The 23967-nt window shown below is 31.7% G+C and carries 20 protein-coding genes, 2 tRNA genes and 1 pseudogene; 8 read left to right on the top strand and 15 right to left on the bottom strand.

All coding sequences use genetic code 11. From position 1 onward, the window contains the following. Positions 1 to 5 precede the first annotated feature (5 nt). A complete protein-coding gene (locus WAF17_RS20075; RefSeq protein WP_338763616.1) occupies positions 6 to 1535 on the top strand; it encodes a hypothetical protein in 1530 nt (509 codons plus the stop codon). A gap of 211 nt (positions 1536 to 1746) precedes the next feature. Here WAF17_RS20075 and WAF17_RS20070 read toward each other — a convergent pair whose 3' ends face one another. From WAF17_RS20070 to WAF17_RS20010, 13 genes and pseudogenes are all read right to left on the bottom strand, one after another. Continuing rightward, positions 1747 to 2349: a hypothetical protein gene (locus WAF17_RS20070; protein WP_338763613.1), complete on the bottom strand. Its 603-nt coding sequence runs from the start codon at positions 2347 to 2349 to the stop codon at positions 1747 to 1749. Between the two features lie 42 nt (positions 2350 to 2391). Further along, on the bottom strand, positions 2392 to 4314 hold the full coding sequence (locus WAF17_RS20065; RefSeq protein WP_338763611.1) for an ATP-dependent DNA helicase RecQ: 1923 nt from the start codon (positions 4312 to 4314) through the stop codon (positions 2392 to 2394). 69 nt (positions 4315 to 4383) lie between these two features. Then, positions 4384 to 6975, bottom strand: a complete 2592-nt coding sequence (locus WAF17_RS20060; RefSeq protein ID WP_338763609.1) for a tetratricopeptide repeat protein — start codon at positions 6973 to 6975, stop codon at positions 4384 to 4386. 129 nt (positions 6976 to 7104) lie between these two features. Then, a complete protein-coding gene (gene ppk2 / locus WAF17_RS20055; protein ID WP_338763607.1) occupies positions 7105 to 7902 on the bottom strand; it encodes a polyphosphate kinase 2 in 798 nt (265 codons plus the stop codon). Positions 7903 to 8107: 205 nt separating this feature from the next. Further along, positions 8108 to 8557 carry a hypothetical protein gene (locus WAF17_RS20050; protein ID WP_338763604.1) on the bottom strand — a complete coding sequence of 150 codons (450 nt, stop codon included), beginning with the start codon at positions 8555 to 8557 and terminating at the stop codon, positions 8108 to 8110. Positions 8558 to 8652: 95 nt separating this feature from the next. Next, on the bottom strand, positions 8653 to 8958 hold the full coding sequence (rpsJ, locus tag WAF17_RS20045; RefSeq protein ID WP_338763602.1) for a 30S ribosomal protein S10: 306 nt from the start codon (positions 8956 to 8958) through the stop codon (positions 8653 to 8655). A 155-nt stretch (positions 8959 to 9113) separates the two neighbouring features. Continuing rightward, complete coding sequence (gene fusA / locus WAF17_RS20040; RefSeq protein ID WP_338763600.1) at positions 9114 to 11264, bottom strand: elongation factor G; 2151 nt, start codon at positions 11262 to 11264, stop codon at positions 9114 to 9116. A gap of 374 nt (positions 11265 to 11638) precedes the next feature. After that, positions 11639 to 12121: a 30S ribosomal protein S7 gene (gene rpsG, locus WAF17_RS20035; RefSeq protein WP_338763598.1), complete on the bottom strand. Its 483-nt coding sequence runs from the start codon at positions 12119 to 12121 to the stop codon at positions 11639 to 11641. Between the two features lie 230 nt (positions 12122 to 12351). Beyond that, entirely contained in the window at positions 12352 to 12753 is a 402-nt protein-coding gene (rpsL, locus tag WAF17_RS20030) for a 30S ribosomal protein S12 (protein ID WP_338763595.1), read from the bottom strand. A 388-nt stretch (positions 12754 to 13141) separates the two neighbouring features. Next, positions 13142 to 13546, bottom strand: a pseudogene (locus WAF17_RS20025) (transposase); the annotation flags it as partial. Positions 13547 to 13561: 15 nt separating this feature from the next. Further along, entirely contained in the window at positions 13562 to 13696 is a 135-nt protein-coding gene (locus tag WAF17_RS20020; RefSeq protein WP_338763592.1) for a hypothetical protein, read from the bottom strand. Positions 13697 to 14018: 322 nt separating this feature from the next. Next, positions 14019 to 14525, bottom strand: a complete 507-nt coding sequence (locus tag WAF17_RS20015; RefSeq protein WP_338763589.1) for a hypothetical protein — start codon at positions 14523 to 14525, stop codon at positions 14019 to 14021. Positions 14526 to 14783: 258 nt separating this feature from the next. Beyond that, the gene (locus WAF17_RS20010; protein WP_338763585.1) at positions 14784 to 15332 is read right to left on the bottom strand and encodes a transposase; all 549 of its coding nucleotides are present in this window, start codon (positions 15330 to 15332) and stop codon (positions 14784 to 14786) included. Between the two features lie 263 nt (positions 15333 to 15595). Here WAF17_RS20010 and bioA point away from each other — a divergent pair, with 263 nt between their 5' ends. Beyond that, positions 15596 to 16873 (top strand): adenosylmethionine--8-amino-7-oxononanoate transaminase, encoded by a 1278-nt coding sequence (gene bioA, locus WAF17_RS20005; protein ID WP_338770227.1) that lies wholly within the window; start codon positions 15596 to 15598, stop codon positions 16871 to 16873. 257 nt (positions 16874 to 17130) lie between these two features. On the opposite strand, the gene WAF17_RS20000 is transcribed toward bioA, so the two are convergent. Together WAF17_RS20000 and WAF17_RS19995 are read right to left on the bottom strand one after the other, a co-directional pair. Then, positions 17131 to 17760, bottom strand: coding sequence for a hypothetical protein (locus tag WAF17_RS20000; protein WP_338763582.1), 630 nt, complete (start codon positions 17758 to 17760; stop codon positions 17131 to 17133). Positions 17761 to 18114: 354 nt separating this feature from the next. Beyond that, on the bottom strand, positions 18115 to 18942 hold the full coding sequence (locus tag WAF17_RS19995) for a hypothetical protein (protein WP_338763579.1): 828 nt from the start codon (positions 18940 to 18942) through the stop codon (positions 18115 to 18117). A gap of 341 nt (positions 18943 to 19283) precedes the next feature. On the opposite strand from WAF17_RS19995, the gene nadC reads away from it, so the two are divergent. The 6 genes from nadC (at position 19284) to WAF17_RS19965 (ending at position 23885) form a co-directional block, all read left to right on the top strand. Continuing rightward, entirely contained in the window at positions 19284 to 20171 is an 888-nt protein-coding gene (gene nadC, locus WAF17_RS19990) for a carboxylating nicotinate-nucleotide diphosphorylase (protein WP_338763578.1), read from the top strand. A 318-nt stretch (positions 20172 to 20489) separates the two neighbouring features. After that, positions 20490 to 20563 (top strand) — tRNA-Asp (locus WAF17_RS19985). Positions 20564 to 20640: 77 nt separating this feature from the next. Then, positions 20641 to 20717 (top strand) — tRNA-Asp (locus WAF17_RS19980). Between the two features lie 320 nt (positions 20718 to 21037). Beyond that, a complete protein-coding gene (locus tag WAF17_RS19975) occupies positions 21038 to 21646 on the top strand; it encodes a phosphoribosylglycinamide formyltransferase (protein WP_338763576.1) in 609 nt (202 codons plus the stop codon). Positions 21647 to 21901: 255 nt separating this feature from the next. Next, a complete protein-coding gene (gene trpB, locus WAF17_RS19970; protein ID WP_338763574.1) occupies positions 21902 to 23161 on the top strand; it encodes a tryptophan synthase subunit beta in 1260 nt (419 codons plus the stop codon). A 121-nt stretch (positions 23162 to 23282) separates the two neighbouring features. After that, complete coding sequence (locus WAF17_RS19965) at positions 23283 to 23885, top strand: hypothetical protein (RefSeq protein WP_338763572.1); 603 nt, start codon at positions 23283 to 23285, stop codon at positions 23883 to 23885. Positions 23886 to 23967: the final 82 nt, after the last annotated feature.

The following is a 23967-nucleotide window of genomic DNA, read 5'->3' as shown; positions in this document are numbered from 1 at the left end:
TAAAAATGGATTTACTTCTCGAACTCGCCTTTATTCTTTCTAAATATCCTCTCAAGTCTTTAGACCAAATTTTGCCTAAAGATTCTAAAATGAGAAAACTCTTTGATGGCGTTTCTAAAGGAATTATTCAAAGTGATGAAGAGGCTTCTCATTTTTTATATGAAACTGCTCCTTCTGACAAGCGTTATTTGATGCTCAAACGAAATCTAATCAATAAACTTTTCGAACTTTTGCTTTCTAATGATTTGGAAGTAGAAAAAAAGATACGAAAGAGTAAACGAAAAGATATTTTTAATCAAGAGGAAACGAAGCTTTTGTCAAATCAATATCTAATTATTGCAGACAAATTATTGGTTCAGAATGTATATCATAATGCCGAAAAAATCATTGAAAGAGTTAGGCAAAAAGCAAAAGAACATCATTTGATAGAAATTGAATGGGAATGTGTGAGAAAATTACGAACCATTTATGCGCTGAAAGGATTTGCCAACGAAACTGAAAAATATACGTTGGAAGCACAAGAACTAAGAGAAGAAATGATTTTCTTGGATAATTTGAAGAGTTATTGGGAAGTCATGCAAGCCAAGACAAAATTTTTTATTGGTCAGTATTCTGAGTGGGAAGCAGAAGCCTACGCAGCCGAAAAGTTGAGTGAAAGTTATTCAAAAATAGAAAATGATGAAAAAATTACACATCCACTTGCTCAATTGTATGGTTTTCGTTTCAGAAATACTCATCTTTTACAAAGCCAACCCAAACTAGAAGAGTTACAAAAAAATACAGATAACTGGCAAAAACATTTTCAAACTTATCCTCACTTAAACACACCAACACGAAATTTAGAACTTCTAATTGCTCAAATTTATACACATCGTTATGCAGGAGAGTTTTTACAAGCCTTGCAATTAATAAAAAAAGCTGTCAAGCTCACAACCTACCAAGCCTTCAATAAATTTAAGATTCAAGAACTGTATTTTGATACGCTTTTGAAGATAAATGAACCCAAACACGGCTACAAACAAGCTGCTCTTATTTTATTAGAAGTTATTGAAACACCACAATTTGAAAGGCTTGATAAATGGGATAAATCTTCGTGGAGATTGCGTGAGGCTTATCTGTTTCTAATTTTACAGGATAAAGACCCAAAATTAGTGAAAAAATTTACGCCTAATTTTTATAGAAAAAACCTACTCTTACAACTTCCCGACGAGCCAATTACAAAAGATAAAACAGGCTATAATATCGTCCGAATTTGGATAAAAGTCTTGTTTTTGTTTTATACTGGAATGGAAGATTTTGTTTCAGAATCAAATAATTTTAGAAATTATTATCAGCGTCATTTGAAAGATTCGAAAGATGAGCGTTTGCGAGGATTTGTTTTATATTTAATAAAACTAGCTCAAAATGACTTTAATATTACTTTTTTGGAAGAGAATAAATTAGAACTACCAAAGGAACATTATAATTTTACAGAATTTGGTTGTTATGAAAGAATGGAAGAGTTGATTTTGAACCTTTGTAAGAAGGTGGTTTGATATTTTGGTCAGAGCATGTTCATAAAAAATAATTGAGCTTGTAAATACGTTTAATCAAATAAATTATAGTTTTTTTTAACTTTGTCAACAATTGAAAAGTAAGCTTGTCTGTAACTAAACTATTGTCAGAGTTATTTTGGATTACCAAAAACTACTGACAAAGTTTTTATGAACCTGCCTAATATGTTGGTTCTGTTTCATAGATATAAAACTACTGTTCTATCTTTAAAATACAATGAATTTCGCCATACAAAGACCTATGTAACTGATTAGCTAACCAGCGATTTTGTGAATTTTCTATTTTATTTACATCCGATTTATCTATTTCTAGGTATCTATCTAAAGCAGAAGGGTTTAAATCAATTAATAAAAGACCTTCAAAAATTTCTTCTGTAATATAGGTTTCTTCTGGAAAATCATAATTTTCAACTATCATTTTTTTGTAAAAAACAGGAAAAGTTTTTTCTAAAAAGTTGAAATCATTTTCTTCTAGTAAATATCCAAACTCAATCCACTTATAACGAGGAGAAACAATACAACGGTAATGAATATAAAGATGCATAAACCATCTCCAACTTTCATACGCTTCTTCAAAGTTTTCTAAATCAATCAATAAAAAGTCTCTTGTACTTTTCAGATATTCATCTCCTTCCTTTTCTTTCTTTTGTTGTTCTAATTCTGTCTTTATTTCTTGAATTAAACCACTTATGCTACTCATATAAAGCTGCTTACTACTATTTTCCAATCTATCTTTAAGCTTTTCAATTTCTTTATAAGCTGATTTTTCAAGGAATAAAAATGAAAAGTTTGCCATTTTTCTAGGTTGATTTGCTGAAAATAAATTTGATACAATATACTATTTCCTAACCAAATTCCCCATTTTATCATAACCAATCAGTCCCACAGCTACCATTTCTTGAATTGTCTTTCCCAAAACCTTCCCATCAACGTGTACAAAAACAGAACTTAACTTATGAACAGGAATTGGTTCTCTATCTATTTTTTCCAAAACCTGCTCCTTCAATTCTTCGCTTTTTTGATTTTGATTTGAATAATTTAAAGCCTTTTTATTTTGAATACAGTTATCACAAACACCACAAATTTTATCTGTTTTTTCTCCAAAATAATGAAGTAAAATCTGCGTCCGACAGCGCATATCATTACCAACATAATTGATGACTGAAAAAGCTTTTTGTAGAGCCTCTTTCTTTCGTGTTTCCAAAAGCTCTAAATCTAAAGGCAAGTCGTTTGCGTTGTGCCGAGCTGTAAGGAAGGAAAGTTGAGGAACATCTTTTTGAGGTTGATATTCGATAATATTTTGCTGTGCTAAATAATTCAGTTGTGCCGTAACGTCCATTTTTGACATCTTTAAAAAGGTCGCTAGATTTTGTTCAGAAATAGAAACAAACTGCTGAAAAGCTCCTCCATACGCTCTCAAAACTGCTTTTATGACCGTATCTGATTTGGGATTTGCAATTTGAAAATTATATAAAGTTGCATTATCTACCTTTATCCAAACTTTTGAAGGCGTATAAAAACTTTCCGAAAGCTGTAAAAAGCCTTGTTCTTCCAATATTTTGATAGAATTGTAGGTTTCGATATAGGGAATTGAAAAGCGACGATAAAATTCATTTATATCAAAATCAAAACTTTCCATTGGAAAACTCCCCACAGCAATTTTGAAATAATTGGCTAAGGCTTGATAGACTTTCTTTATAATTTGTGGTTCTGGATGCGCTTGACGAGTTCGTTTTTCTAAAGTAAGCAAATCATTTTTATCAAAAAGAGCAATTCCGTACGCTTTTTTTTCATCTCTTCCTGCTCTTCCTGCTTCTTGATAATAGGCTTCTAATGAGTCTGGCAAATCGGTATGAATAACAGTGCGAACGCCTGGCTTATCAATTCCCATTCCGAAAGCATTTGTAGCTGCAATGACACGAATTTTATTATTTATCCAAGATTCTTGTACGTGATTTCGTTGTGCGTGTGTAAGTCCTGCATGATAAAAATCAGCTGAAATCTTTTGACTACGCAACCAAAGCGCAATTTCTTTACATCGTTTTCTATTTCTGACATAAATAATTCCTGTTCCTTTTACATTATTTAAGATTTGTAGCATTTTTTGATTTTTATTTTCCTCCAAAAAAGCCGAATACGATAAATTTTTTCTTGAAAAACTCTTTGTAAAGACTCTACTTCCCTCTCTAAATTCTAACTTATCTTGAATATCTTGACGAACTTGTAAGGTAGCCGTAGCCGTAAGGGCAATACAAGCAGCATTCGGAATACGCTCTCTAACGGCTGCAATTTCCAAATAAGCAGGGCGAAAATTATAGCCCCATTGAGAAATACAATGCGCCTCATCAATTGCTAACAAACAAACATTCATTCTTGAAACTCGCTCTTGAAACAAATCTGTTTTGAGGCGTTCGGGAGAAAGGTAAAGAAACTTTATGTTTTTGTTATAAACACAATTATCTAGCGTAATATCAATTTCTCGTTTTGACATTCCAGAATAAATTGCCTTTGCCGAAATTCCACGCTTATTGAGTTGAAATACTTGGTCTTTCATCAGCGCAATAAGTGGCGTAACCACAATACAAACCCCTTCCAAAGCCATTGCAGGAACTTGAAAACAAATAGACTTTCCTCCACCTGTCGGCAAAAGTGCCAACGTATCTTTTCTCTCCAAAACAGCATCGATAATCTCTTCCTGCATAGCACGAAAAGCATCGTACCCCCAGTATTTTTTTAGAATTTTTTGTGGTAGAGTAGACATTTTTTGTAGAATTGTGAATGGTGAATGAAGTTTATACAAAAATACAATCCTTCATCTAAAACCTCTTGCTTACACTCTAATTCCTATCCATAATATATCATCACGTTGTGTAGTATTTTTCATGTGATTGTCTATTTGATTTTCAAGATTTTGTTTCTGTTCTTGTAAAGAAAGGGTAGTATTTTGCTCTAAAACTTCTTTCAATCTAACAGAACCAAATTTCTTTTTATTAATATCATTTTGGTCAATGATTCCATCTGAGCCGAAGTACAACAGACTACCCTTAGGCAATAGTAAAGTTGTTGATTCAAAATTCCGTACCTCTTTATAATTCAAACCGATAGAGATATTACTTCCTTTAATCTTTTCTACTTCGTTTTTATCTGCATTTACGTACCACAACGGACATTTTGCCCCTGCAACAGTAACTTTTTTCATTTGAGAATCATTATCATCTTCTATTGTAACAAAGACAGCATCCATTCCATTACTCATTCCTGTTTCATTTTGTCTTAGAGCTATTCTAATATCACTTCTTAATTGCTCCAAAATTTGAGCAGGCTCTGTAACTTTTTTGGTATTTATGATTTCGTTGAGTAGAGTAAAACCAATCATACTCATAAATGCACCCGAAACGCCATGTCCTGTACAGTCTAATGCCCCAACTATTTTTTTACCATTCTGACTACTCAACCAATAAAAATCTCCTGAAACAACATCACGAGGACGGTATATAAGAAAAAAGTCTTTTAACTCTTCTTTCATACGCTCTTCATAAGGCAAAATAGCATCTTGTATAGTTTGAGCAGCATTGATACTTTGTGCTATATTTTGATGCTGCTCTTCAAGAAGTTGATTTTGAGACTCAATAGAATCTCTCTGAGCAATTATTTCATCTTGGTTTTGTTGTAATTCTTCATTTAAGCCTTGAAGCTCTCCGTTTACTTCTGCTAATGTTTTCTTCTGTTGGTTTAATTGATTATTTAATTTTTTTGTCTTGGTTTGGCTACGATAAATAAAAACAGCAGCTATGAATACAATAATAAGAATTACTAAAATTAGAATATTGATATTTCTTTGAAATTTACTCTCAATTTTATCTTTTTCTATTTGTTCAGCTTGTATTATGTTTTCTTTATGAAGAGAATCCTCTACTTTTTGGAAAGCATATTCTGATTCTAGGCGAGTAATTAATTTTGTATTTTCTGTATTTGAAAGACTATCTTTCATTTCTCTAAACAACACTTCATTTTTATACGCTTGTTGGTAGTTGCCTTGTTCCGAATATATTGTAGAAAGCATTTGTGCACCTGTACGCACAGCTTGTAGCTCTTGATGTGCTTTTCCTAAATCTACTCCTTTATTTAAAATAGGAAGGGCTCTTTTATAATCTTTTAATTGATAATATACTCTTCCTAACTCTATATAAGAATTAGCTAAAGCGGCTTTTTCTCCTAGCTCTTCCCTTAATTGTATTGATAACTTTCCAAACTCTATAGCAGCTTGGTACTGTTCTTTGATAAGATTTAGGTTGGTAAAGCTGTGATAAATAGTAGCTTTACCACTTTTATCACCTAATTGCTCCATCAGTTTTAGGCTTTTTTCGTAATACATTGTAGCAATGTCATACTCAGTTTTTAGCTCATATACATTTCCTAAGTTTATGTATGCGTAAGATAGGTAGTCTTGGCTATCTACTTCTTTATAAAGTTCTTTGGCTTTCTGATAATATTCTAAGGCTAGGTCATAAGAAGCCTGTACTTGATGTATGCTTCCAATATTTATATAAGCTACCCCTAGACTTTCTTTATCTCCTAGTTTTTCCTTGATTTTTAAAGACTTCTGATAATATTGAAGAGCTTGAGCATAAAAACCTCTAGCCTCTTGCATACTACCAAGGTTATTATATAATTTGACAATTCCTTTATCATTACCAAGCGTTTCCTCAATTTTCACTGCCTTTTCATAATACTCTAAGGCTCTATCATACTCACTTTTTCTTTTGTATACGACTCCTAAATTATTATAAATACTTGCTAACTCTTTATAGTTTTCTAAACTCTCATAAATTTGAATAGCTGTTTTGTAAGAAATAATAGACTTATCATATTCTCCAAGATAAATATAAGCCAATGCAATATCTTTATACGTTTTTCCTACTTTTTCTTGATCATCTGTATTTTTATAAATGACTATAGCTTCATTGTATTTTTCTATAGCACCTTGAAAATTTCTTTGAGTTCTGTACAACTTTCCCAAGGAATAATGTCCATCAGCTTCTCCTTCTTTATACTTATTTTCTTTAGCTTTTTTTATAGAAGTTTCATAGATTAGTTGTGCTTTTTCAAAATCTTTTTGCCTAATGTAGTAATAGCCAGAGATATTATTTGCATCTATCAAGCCTTCTACATAGTCATTTTCTTTTGATAACTTACGAGATTTATTTATGTAAAGGAAAAAATTTGTAGAATCATCTAATGGTGTTTGATTAGCAAGTTGATTATACGTATCAATTTTATCCTCTATAGAAACATTTGAGTTGTCTATAACTCCTTGTAAAGAATCAAGCACCTCATCTTGAGCATAACTTGTATTATAGAAAACAAAAGATAACAAGATAGTAAGATTAAAATACTTGATTGCTGTTATGTAATAGTTCATTTTGTTTAGGTAAATAGTATCATTCTCAATGATAGAGAAACAAAAGTTAAGAAACAATCTATACTAACGCTATTTCAAAAGTATGTAAGATTAAAATGATATATTTTAGATTTACTTATTAGACTACAATTATTTAAAGCTTTCCTTTACATAAATCTTAGGCACAAATTTCTGTTCATCTATTGGTGTTCTGGCATAATGGTTTTTTTCATCAATATCTGGAATAGAAACAGCTTTTGGTAATACATCTTCATATTCTATCTGACTTAAAATGTGAGCAATACAATTCAGACGAGCAGATTTTTTGTGGTCAGAATCAATGACATTCCAAGGTGAAGTTTTTGTATCAGTGTGGGCAAACATAACATCTTTTGCTTTTGAGTATTCGTGCCATTTTTCTCTACCTTTCAAATCCATTCCACTAAGTTTCCACCTTTTCCTAGGTGTTTCAGTTCGCTCTTCAAAACGTTCTTTTTGTTTTTCTGCGCTGACTGAAAACCAATATTTTATTAAAATAATACCCGAACGAATCAGCATATTTTCAAATTCTGGACACGAACGCAAAAACTCTTGATATTCCTCTTCAGTACAGAAACCCATCACACGCTCTACTCCTGCACGATTATACCAACTTCTATCAAATAAAGCTATTTCTCCTGTTGCTGGTAAGTGAGTAACATAACGCTGAAAATACCATTGTGTAGATTCTCTTTCATTAGGTTTGTCTAAAGCAACAATTTTACAAAAACGAGGATTTAGCGTTTCTGAAATTCTTTTTATTGCTCCTCCTTTTCCTGCTGCATCTCTTCCTTCAAAAATAATAGCTATTTTCAGTCCTTTTTCTTTTACCCAAAACTGAAGTTTGACGAGTTCTCTCTGAAGCCTAATTAATTCTTTATTATAATTGACATTTGTTTTGTGTTCCATAATTCTATTTTTTAGTAATGTGTCTGTAATTTACTAAAAAATATTGATGTTAATAAAAAAAGCATTTCCCAAACAAATCTAAATTTAGTTAGAAGATACTTTTATATAAAATCTATGGAATAATCGCTCCACCAATTATACAGCCTTTAAATCTTTCAGCTTTTGTCATTCGTTTTAATTTTACATCATTAAAGTTGATGAGTCATTAGATTATAGAATTTGCAAATTTTATTTGTCCATTCACAGCAGCAATGGTTTTTGTAGTTACTAAAGTGAAATCATAATCCCAGTCTTTATTCAAATATGCTAAAAGCATAATATTTCTTATTTCATTTTCATAATCAGCTAAATATTTTTGAGGAATTTGAAAATCATCTTCTTTACGAGCAATTTCTACCATTCCTACTAAATAAATTATTCTTGCGTCAAAAAATTTATATTTTAAAGCTATGCGAATCAATAAAGGAATAGTCAAGAAAGAAACTAAATACACACTACCTTGATGATAAAGGTTATCAAGAAACTCATCTAGAATTTCTGTACGTAACTCATCATTATCACTATTTTCTTCCAGTTTTTTTAGTCTTGGAATCGGATTATAATTTCCATAACAACCTTCTAAACTTTCAAAAATAGGGTCTTCTGCTGAAATCATTTTATTTTTTTAATTTAAAACAAAAAAAGCATTTCCCAACCAAACCTAAATTTAGTAAGAAAATGCTTTTTTATAAAATCAAATGTAATTCAGAATTACACTTTAATTTCTACATCAACACCAGAAGCTAATTCTAATTTCATCAAAGCATCAACCGTTTTTGGGCTGCTTGAATGAATATCGATAAGGCGTTTGTAAGTACAAAGCTGGAACTGGTCACGAGCTTTCTTGTTTACGTGAGGCGAACTAAGTACAGTAAATTTTTCTTTCTTAGTAGGCAATGGAATTGGACCACTAACTACTGCACCTGTATTCTTTACAGCCTTAACAATTTTTTCAGCCGACTTATCAACCAAATTGTGGTCGTAAGATTTAAGTTTGATTCTAATTTTTTGAGACATCCTTGTATGGAGTTAGATTTTTTTGAAAGACTTGTATAAAAACATATTGTTTTTCATTATTCAAATAATAAGGATTTAAGCATAATACCTAAACCCTTATTATCTAAACCAAATCTTTACTGAAATAGTAAATATATAGATTCTGTTAAGACAGATTAGTTGGCTCTCATGCCTTGAACATCTGCAATAACTTTTTCTGCTACGTTGTTAGGAACTTCTGCATAATGAGCAAAAGTAAGAGAAGCAGCACCACGACCAGAAGTGATTGTACGAAGTGAAGTAACATAACCAAATAGTTCTGACAAAGGAACATCTGCTTTAATTACAACTCCAGTACCTTTCATTTGCTGACCTTTAGGCATTCCACGACGACGGTTGAGGTCACCGATTACAGAACCAGTAAATTCTTCAGGACAAACAACTTCTACGTCCATAATTGGCTCAAGAATTTTTGCACCTGCACTTTTACCAGCAGTTTTGTAACCCATTTTTGCAGCCATTTCAAAAGAAACAGCATCTGAATCGACACTATGGAATGAACCAAAGAATACACGTACACGCATACCCACAACTGGGAAACCTGCAAGTACACCATTTTTCATTGCTTCCTCAAATCCTTTTTTGATTGCAGGAACGAATTCTTTAGGAATTACACCACCTTTAATCTCATCAACGAATTCAAGAACGCCTTCTTTTTGGTTTTCTGGTTCTTCTGCTGGTCCGATTTCAAACTGAACATCAGCAAATTTACCTTTACCACCCGACTGCTTCTTATAAACTTCACGGTGTTCAACACTCTTAGTGAAAGCCTCTTTATAAGCAACCTGTGGCGCACCTTGGTTTACTTCTACTTTAAACTCACGCTTCATTCTATCCATGATAATTTCAAGGTGAAGCTCTCCCATTCCTCTGATGATAGTTTGTCCTGTTTCTTCGTCTGTATTTACACGAAGCGTAGGGTCTTCCTCAACAAGTTTGGTAATAGCTAAAGCAAGTTTGTCTTGGTCTGCTTGTTGTTTTGGCTCAATAGCATATCCAATTACTGGCTCTGGGAACGTAAGTTCTTCCAAAACTAATGGATTTTTTTCTGATGTAAGTGTATCACCAGTTTTGATTTCTTTGAAACCAACACCTGCACAAATATCACCAGCACCTACTCTATCAATAGGATTTTGTTTGTTAGAGTGCATTTGCATCAAACGAGAAATACGCTCTTTTTTACCTGTACGGTTATTCAAGATGTAAGAACCTGCGTCCAAAGCACCTGCATAAACACGCATAAAGCAAAGACGACCTACAAATGGGTCAGTAGCAATCTTAAATGCAAGGGCAGTAAAAGGCTCATCTTCATTTGGCTGACGTACTTCTTCTGCTCCTGTATCAGGATTTGTACCAGTAACTGGTGGCAAATCAAGAGGAGAAGGAAGGTAAGCACAAGCAGCATCAAGAACAGCTTGAACACCTTTATTTTTAAACGCACTACCACAGAATACTGGGAAGATTGTCATTGCCATTACAGCCTTACGTACTGCTCTACGGATTTCGTCAGGAGTGATAGATTCTGGATCTTCATCATATTTCATGAATAAATCTTCATCCATTACAGCTACTTCTTCCAAAAGATTGTTACGATATTCCTCTACTTCGTTTTTCAAGTCTTCAGGAATTTCGATTGTATTGAATGCCATACCTTGAGTAGCATCATCCCATACGATAGCACGTTTTTCGATCAAATCTACTACACCTACAAATTTGTCTTCTGCTCCAATTGGAATTTGAAGAGGAACTGCATTTGCACCTAAAGTAGCTTTGATGTCTTTGATTGCACTAAAAAAATCTGCTCCTGCTCTATCCATTTTGTTTACAAAACAAATACGAGGAACTCCATATTTATCTGCTTGTCTCCAAACAGTTTCAGATTGAGGCTCAACCCCAGAAACTGCACAGAAAAGAGCAACAGAACCATCAAGAACTCTAAGTGAACGCTCTACCTCTACGGTAAAATCAACGTGACCAGGAGTATCAATGATGTTAATTTGATATTCATTTGTTTTACCAGCAATATCCATACTCTTATCATCAGTAGGATATTTCCAGCTAGTTGTTGTAGCAGCAGACGTAATAGTGATACCACGTTCTTGCTCTTGCTCCATCCAGTCCATAGTCGCAGCTCCATCATGTACTTCACCAATTTTGTGGCTAATACCTGTGTAGTAGAGAATACGCTCTGTTGTGGTTGTTTTTCCAGCATCAATGTGAGCCATGATGCCAATATTTCGACGGAATTTTAGGTCTTTTTTAGACATTGTAAACTAAATGTATAATGAGATAGAAAACTTCTATGTATTAGTAAGTTGCTATATCAAGTGAGAATAAATAAGTCTGTTTTATTAAGTTGCACAAAAGTACGAAATTTATTTCAATTATTTACTATCCTCAAGACTTGATGTAGCTGATTAACAAATGGTTAATATCAATTACGAATTAGTAAATTACGAATTACGACCTGCCAAAGCAGCGAAGCTAATTGAAAATCAATACGAACAACCTAATTTATTTTCATAAACAAAATGTAATAACCTGAATAAATCAAGTTACTACATTTTTTATTTTTAACCAGTTGTAAATGGCATTAATTCCATTTTGATAAAATAACGATACTTCAAAAGTATCAATTAGTTTAGAAACGGAAGTGAGAGAACGCTTTGTTCGCCTCTGCCATACGGTGTGTATCGTCTTTACGCTTAACAGCAGCACCTTCACCTTTTGCAGCAGCCATAAATTCGGCAGCCAAACGGTCAGTCATGTTGCGTTCGTTACGACGACGAGAGAAATTGATAAGCCATTTCATACCTAGCGCCATTTTACGCTCTGGACGAACTTCTGTCGGTACTTGGAACGTAGCTCCACCTACACGACGGCTTTTAACTTCAACACCTGGTGTTACATTAGTCAATGCTTTTTTGAAAATTTCCAATCCATTTACATCAGGAGTATCTTTTTTCATTTTATCTTCAATACGGTCTAAAGCACCGTAGAAGATTTCGTAAGCTAAACTCTTCTTACCAGAGTACATTAAGTTATTTACAAACTTAGTTACTACTGTATCTCCAAATTTTGGATCAGGAAGAATATCTCGCTTTTTTGGTTTATGCTTTCTCATGAGTTATCTCAAGGGTTTATATTGAATTACGAATTGAAAATTACGAATTACGAAATTAAACTTCTAACTATACATTAATTAAAGCAATTTCAGTAACAGCAACTTGAATAATTCATATTTCTAAATAGTTATAAAAGGGAAACAATCAAGAAAATTAATGATGAACATCGAAATAATTCAACTACAAAAAATTCGTAATTCGTAATTGATAATTCTTAATTCAGACTACATTATTTTTTCTTTGTAGCGTCGGCAGCACCTGGTTTAGGGCGTTTTGCGCCATACTTAGAACGTGATTGCTTACGACCTTGAACTCCAGAGGTATCCAAAGCACCACGAACGATATGATAACGAACACCTGGTAAATCTTTTACACGACCACCACGGACGAGTACGATTGAGTGTTCTTGAAGGTTGTGTCCTTCGCCTGGGATGTATGCAATTACTTCAATACCATTAGACAAACGAACTTTAGATACCTTACGCATTGCTGAGTTTGGTTTCTTTGGTGTAGTCGTATAAACACGAGTACAAACTCCACGTTTTTGAGGACAAGAGTCCAACGCTGGAGATTTCGATTTTTTAATGATTTCTTTGCGTCCCTTGCGAACTAATTGTTGAATAGTAGGCATTTCTTGAAACTGTTTAGACCACTTAAATACTGTTCTTCTCTAAAAGTCTATTGGAACAAAACTGAAACTCTGCCAGTCTGTTCTTCAAACACTCCTAAGCCTAGTAGTAATTCTATTATCTTACTAATAAAAAAGTATATCGTAGGTGAGGAATTTAAGCAGTGTGCTAGAATAAAATTTAATAAGTTTAGCAACGTCTGAAAAATTGATTTTCTTTTTATAAAAAATGAATTTGATACAATTCGTTCTTTTTGCAAGGAAATATGTGTTTTTTCAGAACTGCAAAGGTAAGACTAATTTTATTGCTTTGCAAGTAATTCTAAAATTTAAACACACTCCGTTTTGCCGTTGTTTGTGTCCTCACAAACGACGTACTCCCCACAAAAAATCAAATAAAAATCACTTCTATCAACCCTTTTTCATCTTGATAGTTTTTGGCACTACTGTATAAATAGTGGTCTGCCTCTTCTACAATGCCTTCAACAACAGGATTATTATGGATATAATTTAGCTTTTGATGCAAAAATTTATCACTAAAAAGTTCTTCTGCGTGATTGTTTTGTTGCCAAAGTTGATAATTTGTGTTTCTACTATTTTTCTTGGCTGCTCTTTCGAACATCCACAACATCCATTCTCTTCTGCTTTCTGGCTCATCTCTATCTGAAATAGATTTTATAAGACGAGAAGAAGTAAACTTTTTAAAATCACGCAAAATATCAGATAAGTTATAGCTCTCTTTTGCTCGTATAATTAAATGAATATGGCTACTCATTAGACACCAACCAAAAATCTCTAGTCCTTTGTTAGTTTAGCAATACTTTAAACTATCTACAATAATATCCTTATACCTTTGTCGAACAAAAATATCTATCCAATTCACAACAGAAAAAGTAACAAAATAAATACCATCAGGATTATTGATACTGTATGCTCTTTCACTCATACTTTTTTATTGGAAAGATACAGTTTTTTATAGAAAAAGTAAACTCATACACTGTAAAGCAAGTATTAAAATACTTGTTTAGTTGTTGAGCTTAGTTTATAACTAAGATCTATCAATTATATAAATCTTCAGATTTATGTTATCAAGTAAATACTTACTACCACTCGCAAATCTGAAAATACCTACTGGACTTGCAAATCTAAGATTTGCTGAACTGATAAATCGTAGTCATAGACAACGCTTAACAATTTTATTTTTTCATTCTAAGCCCAACTGGGGCTTAACAACTACTATTTTTTTGGAACACTACGTGCAACGGGGGCTACAGCTGGGATAAATGGTAATATAATCTTCTGTTATCTTTATTCAATAATTCTTTTAAATTCCCACTTATATCTAATTTTTTAGAAAAAAAAATAGCAGATTGTTTATCGAAATTATGTAAGAAGAAACCACTAAAAGAAACAATACCATTAAAACTAACTTCTAAATCTAGTTTTTTTAGTAAAAAATTTAATTTAAACTCTTGTTTTACACTATCAAATAGTAAAAATTCAATTGACATAGATGAAAAAACTTTATTTCCAGAATTGTCTATTATTATAGTATGTAAGATTAACTCTTCCTCCCTATTTTGAATAACAATTTTCCTTTCTAATTGAGCTGGTAGGTATATACCTTCAATTTCTAAAAAGTCAAGACAGATAAAAGTGTTTACATCGTTACCGACTTCAATCGTCCAATAGTATGAAATTCTATCATTCTTTAAAAAAGAAACGAATATCCTCGCATTAGTTAAATTACTATTATCGTATTTTAAAATTTCCATATTAATCAAATAGAATAATCATTATTGTTTAAAATTAAATGTTTTGGTTTTCATGTCATCACTACCTAAATTCAATTCTTTTACAGCATTTTTAACTCTGCGTTCTTGTTGGTCTTCCAAAAATCCCAAAACATTAAAAAAAAGCCGTTGTTGGTCTTTAGTTTCGGCTTGCCGTTACGATGACCAACAACAAACATACCCCACAAATCTACTAACTTCCCACACAACCAAAAAGCTGAAATCAAAAAAAACAGACTTTTATTCAAATTCTTCCATATAATGCGTTAGAAAAGGATAGGTAGTTGTATCATCAAATTCATAGAAATTATATGAACTGTACGGATATTTGTCTAATGATTCTGCTAATTCCCATATTCCTTGTACTGGATTGTTATGAATATAATCTAGTTTTTGTTCTATTGTTTTTCGGTAGTACAAAAAAGTAGTGAGAGAGTTACGTTTCCAAAATTGATATTTTCTATCTTTTAAATCTACTCTAAAAAGAGCTAATACCTCTTTATGATTTTTGAGCAAATTACGATACATAGCTTGTCCTGTAAACTTCAAAAAATCTCGTTGCACATCTTCTAAAAGATAAGGTTCGTTTATTTTCCAAAGCAAATGAATATGATTTGGCATAATCACAAAAGCATAGACCTTTATTTTTTTCTGTTCTACCAAATACTTCAAACTATCTAAAATAATCTGTTTGTATTTATGAAGTTTAAGCAATCTTTGCCATTTCAAAATAGTAACTGTGAAAAAACCTATGTATTCGTGTTCCTCTCTGATTTCCTCTTGATTCATTTTTTATATGTTTTTGATGGGCTAGTCAATGAAGTTTTGGAAAAGTGATTGACTTCTGTGCGTGTATGAGTTGTTGGTCATCGTAACGGCAAACATAGTAATTTATGAAAATCATTGGTCAGTATTTTTGTGTCGTTTTATTCTAACTTAGGTTCAATCTAAAATCAGATTAAAAATAGTCTAAAATTTTAAATCGTACAATTTGATTTTATATTTATATCGCATTTATGAAAGAGTATGAGTAGTTTTGTGTAAAAACAAAAATTACTAAATCAATGAATCAAAATATTTGGCATCCTTTCACACCACTTGCTGAAGGCTACGACCCTTTAGAAATTGTAAAAGCAGACGGAGTTTATATTTATACAAAAGATGAGCGCAAAATTCTTGATGCTGTTTCTTCGTGGTGGGTAAATATCCACGGACACGCAAACAAAAAAATTGCAACGGCTATTTCAGAACAAGCCCACAGTTTGGAACACGTTATTTTTGCAGGTTTCACACATCAACCAGCCGAAAAATTAGCTCAAAGCCTAATAGATTTGTTACCTTCAATGAATAAAGTCTTTTTTTCAGATGATGGTTCAACAGCTATTGAAGTTGCTTTAAAGATTTGTTTGCAACATTTCCATAACAGAAATAAGAATGCGACCAGAACCAAAATAATTGCTATAGAAGGAGCTTATCATGGAGATACGTTTGGGGCAATGGCTGTTTGTGAGCGAACACCATTCAATGCGCCTTTTAATTCTATGCTTTTTGATGTAGAGTTTATTCCACGCCCAACACAAAAAAATTGGTCAGAAGTAAAAGAAAGATTTACACGTATTTTGGAAAATGAAGAAGTGGCTGCTTTCATTTTTGAGCCAATTATTCAAGGTGCAGGAGGAATGCAAACTTATTCTCCCAAACATTTAGACGAGCTTATCAAATTAGCTCACAATAAAAATACATTTTGTATTGCTGATGAAATAATGACAGGTTTTGGCAGAACAGATCATCTTTTTGCCTCTGGATATTTAGAAGAAAAACCTGATTTGATTTGTCTTTCGAAAGGAATTACTGGTGGTTTTTTGCCTTTGGCTGTTACGCTTTGCACAAAAGAAGTTGCACAACCTTTTTATGACAATGATATTTTAAAAACTTTCTTTCACGGTCATTCTTATACAGGGAATCCAATTGCTTGTGCTGCTGCCAATGCTAGTTTAGAGATTTTATTGAGTGATGAGTGTTTTCAAAACAGAAAACGAATCGCAGAAAAACACCTTCACTTTGCAAAACAAATAAATTCAAATAAAGAATTAGAAAACCGAGTTTTAGAAGTTCGAACTTGTGGGACAATTTTCGCTTTAGAACTCAAAACAGAAGAACAGACTTCTTATTTCAATGAATGGCGCAAGAATATTTACAATTATTTCTTAGATAGAAATATTTTGCTTCGCCCCTTGGGAAATGTTATTTATATGATTCCTCCTTATATTATCACAAATGAAGAATTAGATTTAGTTTATAAGGAGATTTTGAAGTTCTTGGAAGTATAAAGTTTGAACAAAAAAAACATCGGTAAAAGATTACCGATGTTTTTGAATCACCAAATTTACCTATCACTAACTTAAAAAATAAGCAGTATTTGAGTTATTAATTTAAAATTAATACAATACCTTTTACTCTTATTATTAGCAGGTATGCAAAATTAAGTCTTTCAACTTTACTATGCATCACTACTACTATTTATTAACTCTTTTTGTTTCAAATATTATCAAATGATTAAGAAACAAAGTAAGTGTAAACAAAATAATTAATTCTTTTTAACTTGCCTACGTAACGCCTGTAACTCTTCCATCTTTGCTTCACGCAATTTATTTTCTTGTGCTTCTATCCAAGCTGTCTTTGAATATTTTCCATCTGGATGTGCCTCACTGTAACTAATATATTCTAATCCTTGTTCTTCAAAAGATTCTGAATACAAATCTTCTAAAAGGGCAAAATTAGCATCTACATTCTGACGCATTTCTTGTATTTCTGAGCCTGTACTCATTACTACTTCTTCCAAATTTTGCCAATCACTAACTTGCATATCTCTCAGTATTTCCTCATCTGCAGCATCAGTATCTGCTTTCGAAGTAATCACTACATCTGCATGTTCAGACTGTAAGACCATTAACTGCTCTTGCCAAGTAGCTACTTTATCATTATCTTCATCCGTAAAATCTTGTATTTTTTTTCCTAAATAAGTTTCCCAAAGAACTTGGTCATTAGGATTATGCTGGAGTTTTTGCCATATATCGGGCTTATTCATTGGGTCTTGCTCTGCATTTTGAGCATCTACTGCTCCTACCAAAAATAGCAAAACTAAAAATGTAAAAGAGAACATAAACCTTGAAAAAACATTAAAATTAGAACATAAAGTATGTTTAGATATAAGCATAATAGTAAAATATAAAAAATGATAGATTTAGGATAGATTAGTTTGTTTATATAGAAAAATACAGAAGGATTTTCTATACAACTATAAAAGTACAGAATGTTTTTGATAAAACAATAAAGAGGTAAAAACGTCCATGTGAGAAAATAGAGCGAAAAGTTAAGCAAACAAAGTATTTTGTGTAGAATCCTGTTTTGCTACTCTATTTTGCACATTTGCATTATTTTTATGTAATATCTTTAAAAATAGTTATTTATGTGAAAATCAGCTACTTAAGTATCATTTTGAATGAAAAAATAATTCAAAAAATAATTATTCCTTTAATAAATTGCACTATTTAAGTCGTTTTGGTGTAGTCTAATTGATTTGTCGTTCTAAGAAAGCCTGTTTAACTTCTTCCAGTTTTTTGGTTTTGAGTTTTTTGAGTTCTTGTTCTTTTTCCATCATCCAGCGAGATTCGCTATAATTTCCTTTTGGGTATTTTTGTTTATAAAAAACATAATCAGCTCCCAATGCTTCAAACTCATCTGCCAAAACAGCTTCTAAAATAAAAAAATTTTCATATAAATTTTCTTTTAATTCTTCCATCTCTGTCGATTCTGCCAAAAATGATTCTTCCAAATCATTTATAAAACTTTTTACTTCTGGTTTTGCTAATAGTTCATTTATCTTTTGAGATTTACTGAGCGATTTCGTAGAAGTTGCTATTTCTTTTGCTTCTTCTTTAGGAACAGTTATAGTATTTTGAACTTCTTCTTTTTTTGTTGCGACTGTATTTTCAGACTTTGTAACTTGAGCAGTCGTTGTATTCTCTATCTTTTTAGGTTCTATTTTTTCAGATTTTTTTTCAGTCTTTGTAGTTACTAATAATTCATTTGTGTTTCCATTCAATTTATTTAGCCACATTTCTTGAATCCATAATTTTACTTGCAAACGCTGCTTCAAAGGCATTTCTGTCCATTGTCTATGCATATACTTTTGCCACAGCAAAGAATCTAAAGGATTTTTTTGTAATTGCGCCCAAATTGCAGGATTATTATTAGGGTCGTAAGGAAGTTTTACATGCAAATTATTTTGTGCAAATACAGAATCTCCTCCCACACCAAAAAAGGCACAAAAAGCAAGTGTACCTATAATTTTTTTTGATACTTTGGATACTATGGAAGAAAATGTAAATGTTTTCATGAACGTAAAATTAAATGCTATAAAATAATCTAATCACTAAGCTAACAAAATTATTAAGTAAAAGTAAAAGGTTTCTCAAAGAAAACTCTATTTTTAAAACGAACAAAAACCTTAAATGATTTTATTTTTTTCTAAATTTTATTTTTTTTCTCAAAAATTCTTTCAGAAAAAACCTTATAAATATAATACTAAATAATTAACTATCTATAAAGTGTTCTTTTTCTAAAATTAATTCAAGCCTGTTTTTTTGATTATTTCAATAAAAATAGTTTTATTTGTGTAAAAAATACACGAAGTTACTTCTTTATCAAAACTTTCATTATCACAAAACCTCTTTAAAAGTGTACAATTACCTTACCCCAGATTCTCTAGACCAATTTATAACCCTCGCTCTTAAAGAAGATATAGCAGACGGCGACCATTCTACTCTCTCTTCTGTTCCTTCTGATGCACAAAAAAAGGCACACTTACTTATAAAGGGAGATGGAGTTTTGGCAGGAGTAGAACTTGCAAAACTTATTTTTGCAAAAGTAGATAAAAATCTCAAGTTAAATATTTTTTTAAACGATGGAGATAAAATAAAACATGGTGATATTGCTTTTATTGTAGAAGGTAATGCTCAATCTATCCTAACAGCAGAGCGATTAGTTTTGAATTGTATGCAAAGAATGAGTGGAATTGCTACACTTACAAATCAATTTGTAGAAGCCATAGAAGGAACAAACACTAAGATTTTAGATACTCGCAAAACTACTCCTAACTCTAGAATTACTGAAAAATGGGCTGTCAAAATTGGAGGAGGAACAAACCATCGCTATGGTCTTTTTGATATGATAATGCTCAAAGATAATCATGTAGATTACGCTGGAGGAATAGAAAAAGCAATACAATCAGCTCAAAAATACTGTAAAACAAATAACAAAAATTTAAAAATAGAAGTAGAGACTAGAAACTTAGAGGAGGTAAAACAAGTTTTGGAAGTAAGTAAAAAAGGAGAGCCAATAGATTTCTTGATGTTAGATAATATGACAAATGAAATGATGAAAGAAGCTGTTTCATTAATTACTAATTTTAATGCTACTTCAAATAAAAAAATAATGAGTGAAGCTTCTGGTGGAATTACTCTAGAAACTGTAAGTGATATTTCAAAAACAGGTGTAGATTCAATTTCTGTCGGTGCGCTTACGCATTCATATCAAAGTTTAGACATGAGCTTGAAAGCAATTTAAAACAAGTATTATTTTTTTCAGAAAAAAACAAATTATAATTTATTGATTATCAACACCTTCTATCAAAATGGCTTTAAATTTATCAAAAAAACGTTTTTTTTTGTATCAATAGCTTGTAAAATCAAAAATACTATCTTACCTTTGCATCGCACTTACGAAAAAGAACGAGGTGTTTTTGACAATTCTTGAAAGAATAACAAAAAATAAAACAAGAAAAATATTTTTAATTTTAATTTCGAATGAACTTTTTTTTTCAAAACCAAGTTCGTATATTTGAATCTTAATTAAGAAAAAATATTCTGATAAGTAGAAAAAAACGGTTTGGTAGTTCAGTTGGTTAGAATACATGCCTGTCACGCATGGGGTCGCGGGTTCGAGTCCCGTCCAGACCGCTAATTTAGAATGTTTTTTTAAAAATCTTATTTTATCTTGAATATTTTTCAATACTCAGAAAGTAAAGTCAAAAAATGGTTTGGTAGTTCAGTTGGTTAGAATACATGCCTGTCACGCATGGGGTCGCGGGTTCGAGTCCCGTCCAGACCGCCATTTATCAAAAAAGTCTTGTGGAGTTTTCTACAAGGCTTTTTTTTTGCTGTTTTTTATGAAGCAGTCTAGTCTATTAAAATAATATCCCTTGAGTATATTTTTATAGTTTTGTGATTTAATAATCAAACAAAAAATACTTTCTATTCGTAACCAATAAAGTAAGCCAAGCTATTCAAATGATAAAATATTTTGACAAAAAATTATTCTTATTCAGATTACATAAAATACCTACAACTTATACCTTAAATTAATTGATTTCAATTTCTAAACATAAAACGATTTATTGAGTAACTTTACATTCGTTTGCACTTATATTTTTTATGATTCAAATTGCTATTTTTGCTTCAGGTAATGGCTCAAATGCTGCAAAAATTATCGAACATTTCAAATTACAAAAAGATGTTTCTTTTGTAGTATTGTCTAATAATGCAAATGCTTTTGTTATTGAAAGAGCCAAAAGGTTAGGCGTAGAGGTAGCTGTTTTTGAAAAGAATGAACTCTATAAAACGGAAAGTGTACTCAATTTTTTGAAGTGTAAAGAAATTGATTTGATTATTTTAGCTGGTTTTATGTGGCTAATTCCTTCCAACTTTGTAACTACTTTTCCTAATAAGATAGTCAATATTCACCCTGCTCTTCTTCCCAAATATGGAGGAAAAGGAATGTATGGAGATAACGTACATAAAGCTGTCATAGAAAATAAGGAAACACAATCAGGTATTACAATTCATATGGTAAATGAAAAATATGATGAAGGACAGATTATTTTTCAAGAAAAAGTAAATATAGAACCAAAAGATACAGCCGAAATACTAGCCCACAAAATCCACGCTCTAGAGCATCTTTATTATCCCCTAATTATAGAAGAATTAGTTGAAGAAATTCGTCAAAAGGAAAAACAGACAAAGGAAATTACAGAAGAGGAATAGATAATAAGTTTACTAGCAATTAAAAAAATTAAAGCTAACGCCAAACTAGAACCACGTACTTGTTAGCTTTTATTCTATTCTTACAAAACATAATTTGAGTACAGATAGATTATAAAAGAAGACAATCTAAAGAATAGTTTGTAAATTTAGGTCTGAATAGATATTCTATTTAACATCAAATACTATTCAATATAAAATTAGGAAGACAATATACTTTAATCAAAACTACTTTCTACCTAAGAATATACTCATATAATGATAAATCAAACAGAAGCACTCATAAAGAAGTCAGAACCTCAAGGCATACAAAAAACAGTTTTACGCTCTAAAATTGCTGACGAAAAGGGATATTATGGGCAATTTGGAGGTGCATATATTCCAGAAATGTTGTATCCAAATATTGAAGAAATCGAAAAAGCCTATTATGCTTTACAAAACGATGAAGAATTTAAAAAGGAATTTCAACATTTATTAAGGGATTATGTAGGCAGACCTACACCTCTTTACCTTGCCAATCGTTTATCTCAAAAATATGGCGCAAAAATTTATTTAAAACGTGAAGATCTCAATCACACAGGCGCACACAAGGTAAATAATACTGTCGGACAAGTTCTTTTAGCAAAAAAGTTAAGCAAAAATAAAATTGTAGCCGAAACAGGTGCAGGACAGCACGGAGTAGCAACAGCAACCGTTTGCGCTCTGATGGGAATGGAATGTATTGTTTTTATGGGTGAAATAGATATTGAAAGACAACAGCCAAACGTACAGCGAATGAAAATGCTCGGTGCAGAAGTTCGTCCAGCTACATCAGGAAGTAAAACATTAAAAGATGCAACCAACGAAGCGATGCGCTATTGGATAAATAATCCTGTTGATACGCATTATATTATTGGTTCTGTAGTTGGTCCTCATCCTTATCCAGAAATGGTGGCTTGGTTTCAATCTGTGATTAGTGAAGAGATGAGAAACCAGCTTACAGAAAAAGAGGGTACACCAAACCCAGATTATGTAATTGCTTGTGTGGGTGGTGGAAGCAACGCAGCAGGTGCATTTTATCATTATATTGATGAAAAAGATGTTCAACTGATTGGTGCAGAAGCAGCAGGAATGGGTATTTCTAGTGGCGAAACAGCTGCAACAATCGCTTGTGGAACATTAGGAGTATTGCACGGAAGTAAAACGCTTTTGATGCAAACTAATGACGGACAAGTAGTAGAGCCTTATTCTATTTCGGCAGGTTTGGATTACCCCGGTATTGGAGCTTTACATGCCTATTTGGCAGATAGCAAAAGAGCAATATTTTATTCAGTTACAGATGATGAAGCGATGAGTGCAGGTAAAGAATTAGCTCTTTTGGAAGGAATTATTCCAGCCATAGAATCAGCTCATGCATTAGCTGTTTTGAATAACTTGAAAGAAGATGATAAAGATTTTGATAAAAAAGTAGTTATTATTAATCTCTCAGGAAGAGGAGATAAAGATTTGAGTACCTATGCAAAATATTTGGATAAATAAACTCTAAAAAATACTACTTCATAACATTTACAAAAAACCCTAGTATTCTTGCCAAAAAGCAGAAGATTAGGGTTTTTATATTTACTTTTGATTAATAAAACTTACCTTTACTTTAAAAACTATGTTCAAAGAAAAACTCACTTTACAAGAATATTTATCACTTGGCTATATCTATTTGATTGTGTTAGGAATAATTAGTGATGTGATTTACTTTAGGTTTTTAGATGTCGATATTCTAAACTATTCAGCTATTTCAGATATTCTTTTGAGTCCTGTAAATATTCTCACTCAAAGTTGGTTATTATTTATTTTCTTTGTCGGCGTAATTATATTTTCTCATTTTTATATCAATGTATTTATGCCAAAGTTTCATAAGAAATACAGAAACAAGAAATGGTATAGTATTTCAAAAAGTGTAGAAAAGTCAGATAAAACCATAGAATCAATAAAGAAAAATAAAGGACTACCGTTTATGCTGTTTTTCATATTTTGTATGTTTGTAGGACTAGGAATTGGTAGAGGAACAAGTGTACGAAAGAGAATAAAAAATCAAGACCTCAAAATCAATCATCGTGTTACTTTTATAAATGACTTTAAAAAAGATGTTTATGTAGTAGGTCAGAATAGTTCTTATTTATTTTATATTTTGGAAGGAGAAAAAGAAGTTTCTATTACTGCTATTAATCCGAATATAAAAGTTATTCAGAAGTTGAATAAAGAGTAAATAGAATATATAATTATTTTACTTTCAGATACAATAACTATCAGAAAATACGTTATTACACTTTAAAATAAGTGAGAGTATA

The organism is Bernardetia sp. ABR2-2B, from assembly GCF_037126435.1.
Taxonomy (GTDB): Bacteria; Bacteroidota; Bacteroidia; order Cytophagales; family Bernardetiaceae; genus Bernardetia.
Note: the sequence above shows the minus strand (reverse complement) of the source record. Positions and strands in the feature narration are given on the sequence as shown.

Coding starts and splice junctions, on each gene's coding strand:
- WAF17_RS20075 (WP_338763616.1), top strand. CDS start 6: ATGGATTTACTTCTCGAACTCGCCTTTATTCTTTCTAAATATCCTCTC.
- WAF17_RS20070 (WP_338763613.1), bottom strand. CDS start 2,349: ATGGCAAACTTTTCATTTTTATTCCTTGAAAAATCAGCTTATAAAGAA.
- WAF17_RS20065 (WP_338763611.1), bottom strand. CDS start 4,314: ATGTCTACTCTACCACAAAAAATTCTAAAAAAATACTGGGGGTACGAT.
- WAF17_RS20060 (WP_338763609.1), bottom strand. CDS start 6,975: ATGAACTATTACATAACAGCAATCAAGTATTTTAATCTTACTATCTTG.
- ppk2 (WP_338763607.1), bottom strand. CDS start 7,902: ATGGAACACAAAACAAATGTCAATTATAATAAAGAATTAATTAGGCTT.
- WAF17_RS20050 (WP_338763604.1), bottom strand. CDS start 8,557: ATGATTTCAGCAGAAGACCCTATTTTTGAAAGTTTAGAAGGTTGTTAT.
- rpsJ (WP_338763602.1), bottom strand. CDS start 8,958: ATGTCTCAAAAAATTAGAATCAAACTTAAATCTTACGACCACAATTTG.
- fusA (WP_338763600.1), bottom strand. CDS start 11,264: ATGTCTAAAAAAGACCTAAAATTCCGTCGAAATATTGGCATCATGGCT.
- rpsG (WP_338763598.1), bottom strand. CDS start 12,121: ATGAGAAAGCATAAACCAAAAAAGCGAGATATTCTTCCTGATCCAAAA.
- rpsL (WP_338763595.1), bottom strand. CDS start 12,753: ATGCCTACTATTCAACAATTAGTTCGCAAGGGACGCAAAGAAATCATT.
- WAF17_RS20020 (WP_338763592.1), bottom strand. CDS start 13,696: ATGAGTGAAAGAGCATACAGTATCAATAATCCTGATGGTATTTATTTT.
- WAF17_RS20015 (WP_338763589.1), bottom strand. CDS start 14,525: ATGGAAATTTTAAAATACGATAATAGTAATTTAACTAATGCGAGGATA.
- WAF17_RS20010 (WP_338763585.1), bottom strand. CDS start 15,332: ATGAATCAAGAGGAAATCAGAGAGGAACACGAATACATAGGTTTTTTC.
- WAF17_RS20000 (WP_338763582.1), bottom strand. CDS start 17,760: ATGCTTATATCTAAACATACTTTATGTTCTAATTTTAATGTTTTTTCA.
- WAF17_RS19995 (WP_338763579.1), bottom strand. CDS start 18,942: ATGAAAACATTTACATTTTCTTCCATAGTATCCAAAGTATCAAAAAAA.
- WAF17_RS19975 (WP_338763576.1), top strand. CDS start 21,038: ATGATTCAAATTGCTATTTTTGCTTCAGGTAATGGCTCAAATGCTGCA.
- trpB (WP_338763574.1), top strand. CDS start 21,902: ATGATAAATCAAACAGAAGCACTCATAAAGAAGTCAGAACCTCAAGGC.
- WAF17_RS19965 (WP_338763572.1), top strand. CDS start 23,283: ATGTTCAAAGAAAAACTCACTTTACAAGAATATTTATCACTTGGCTAT.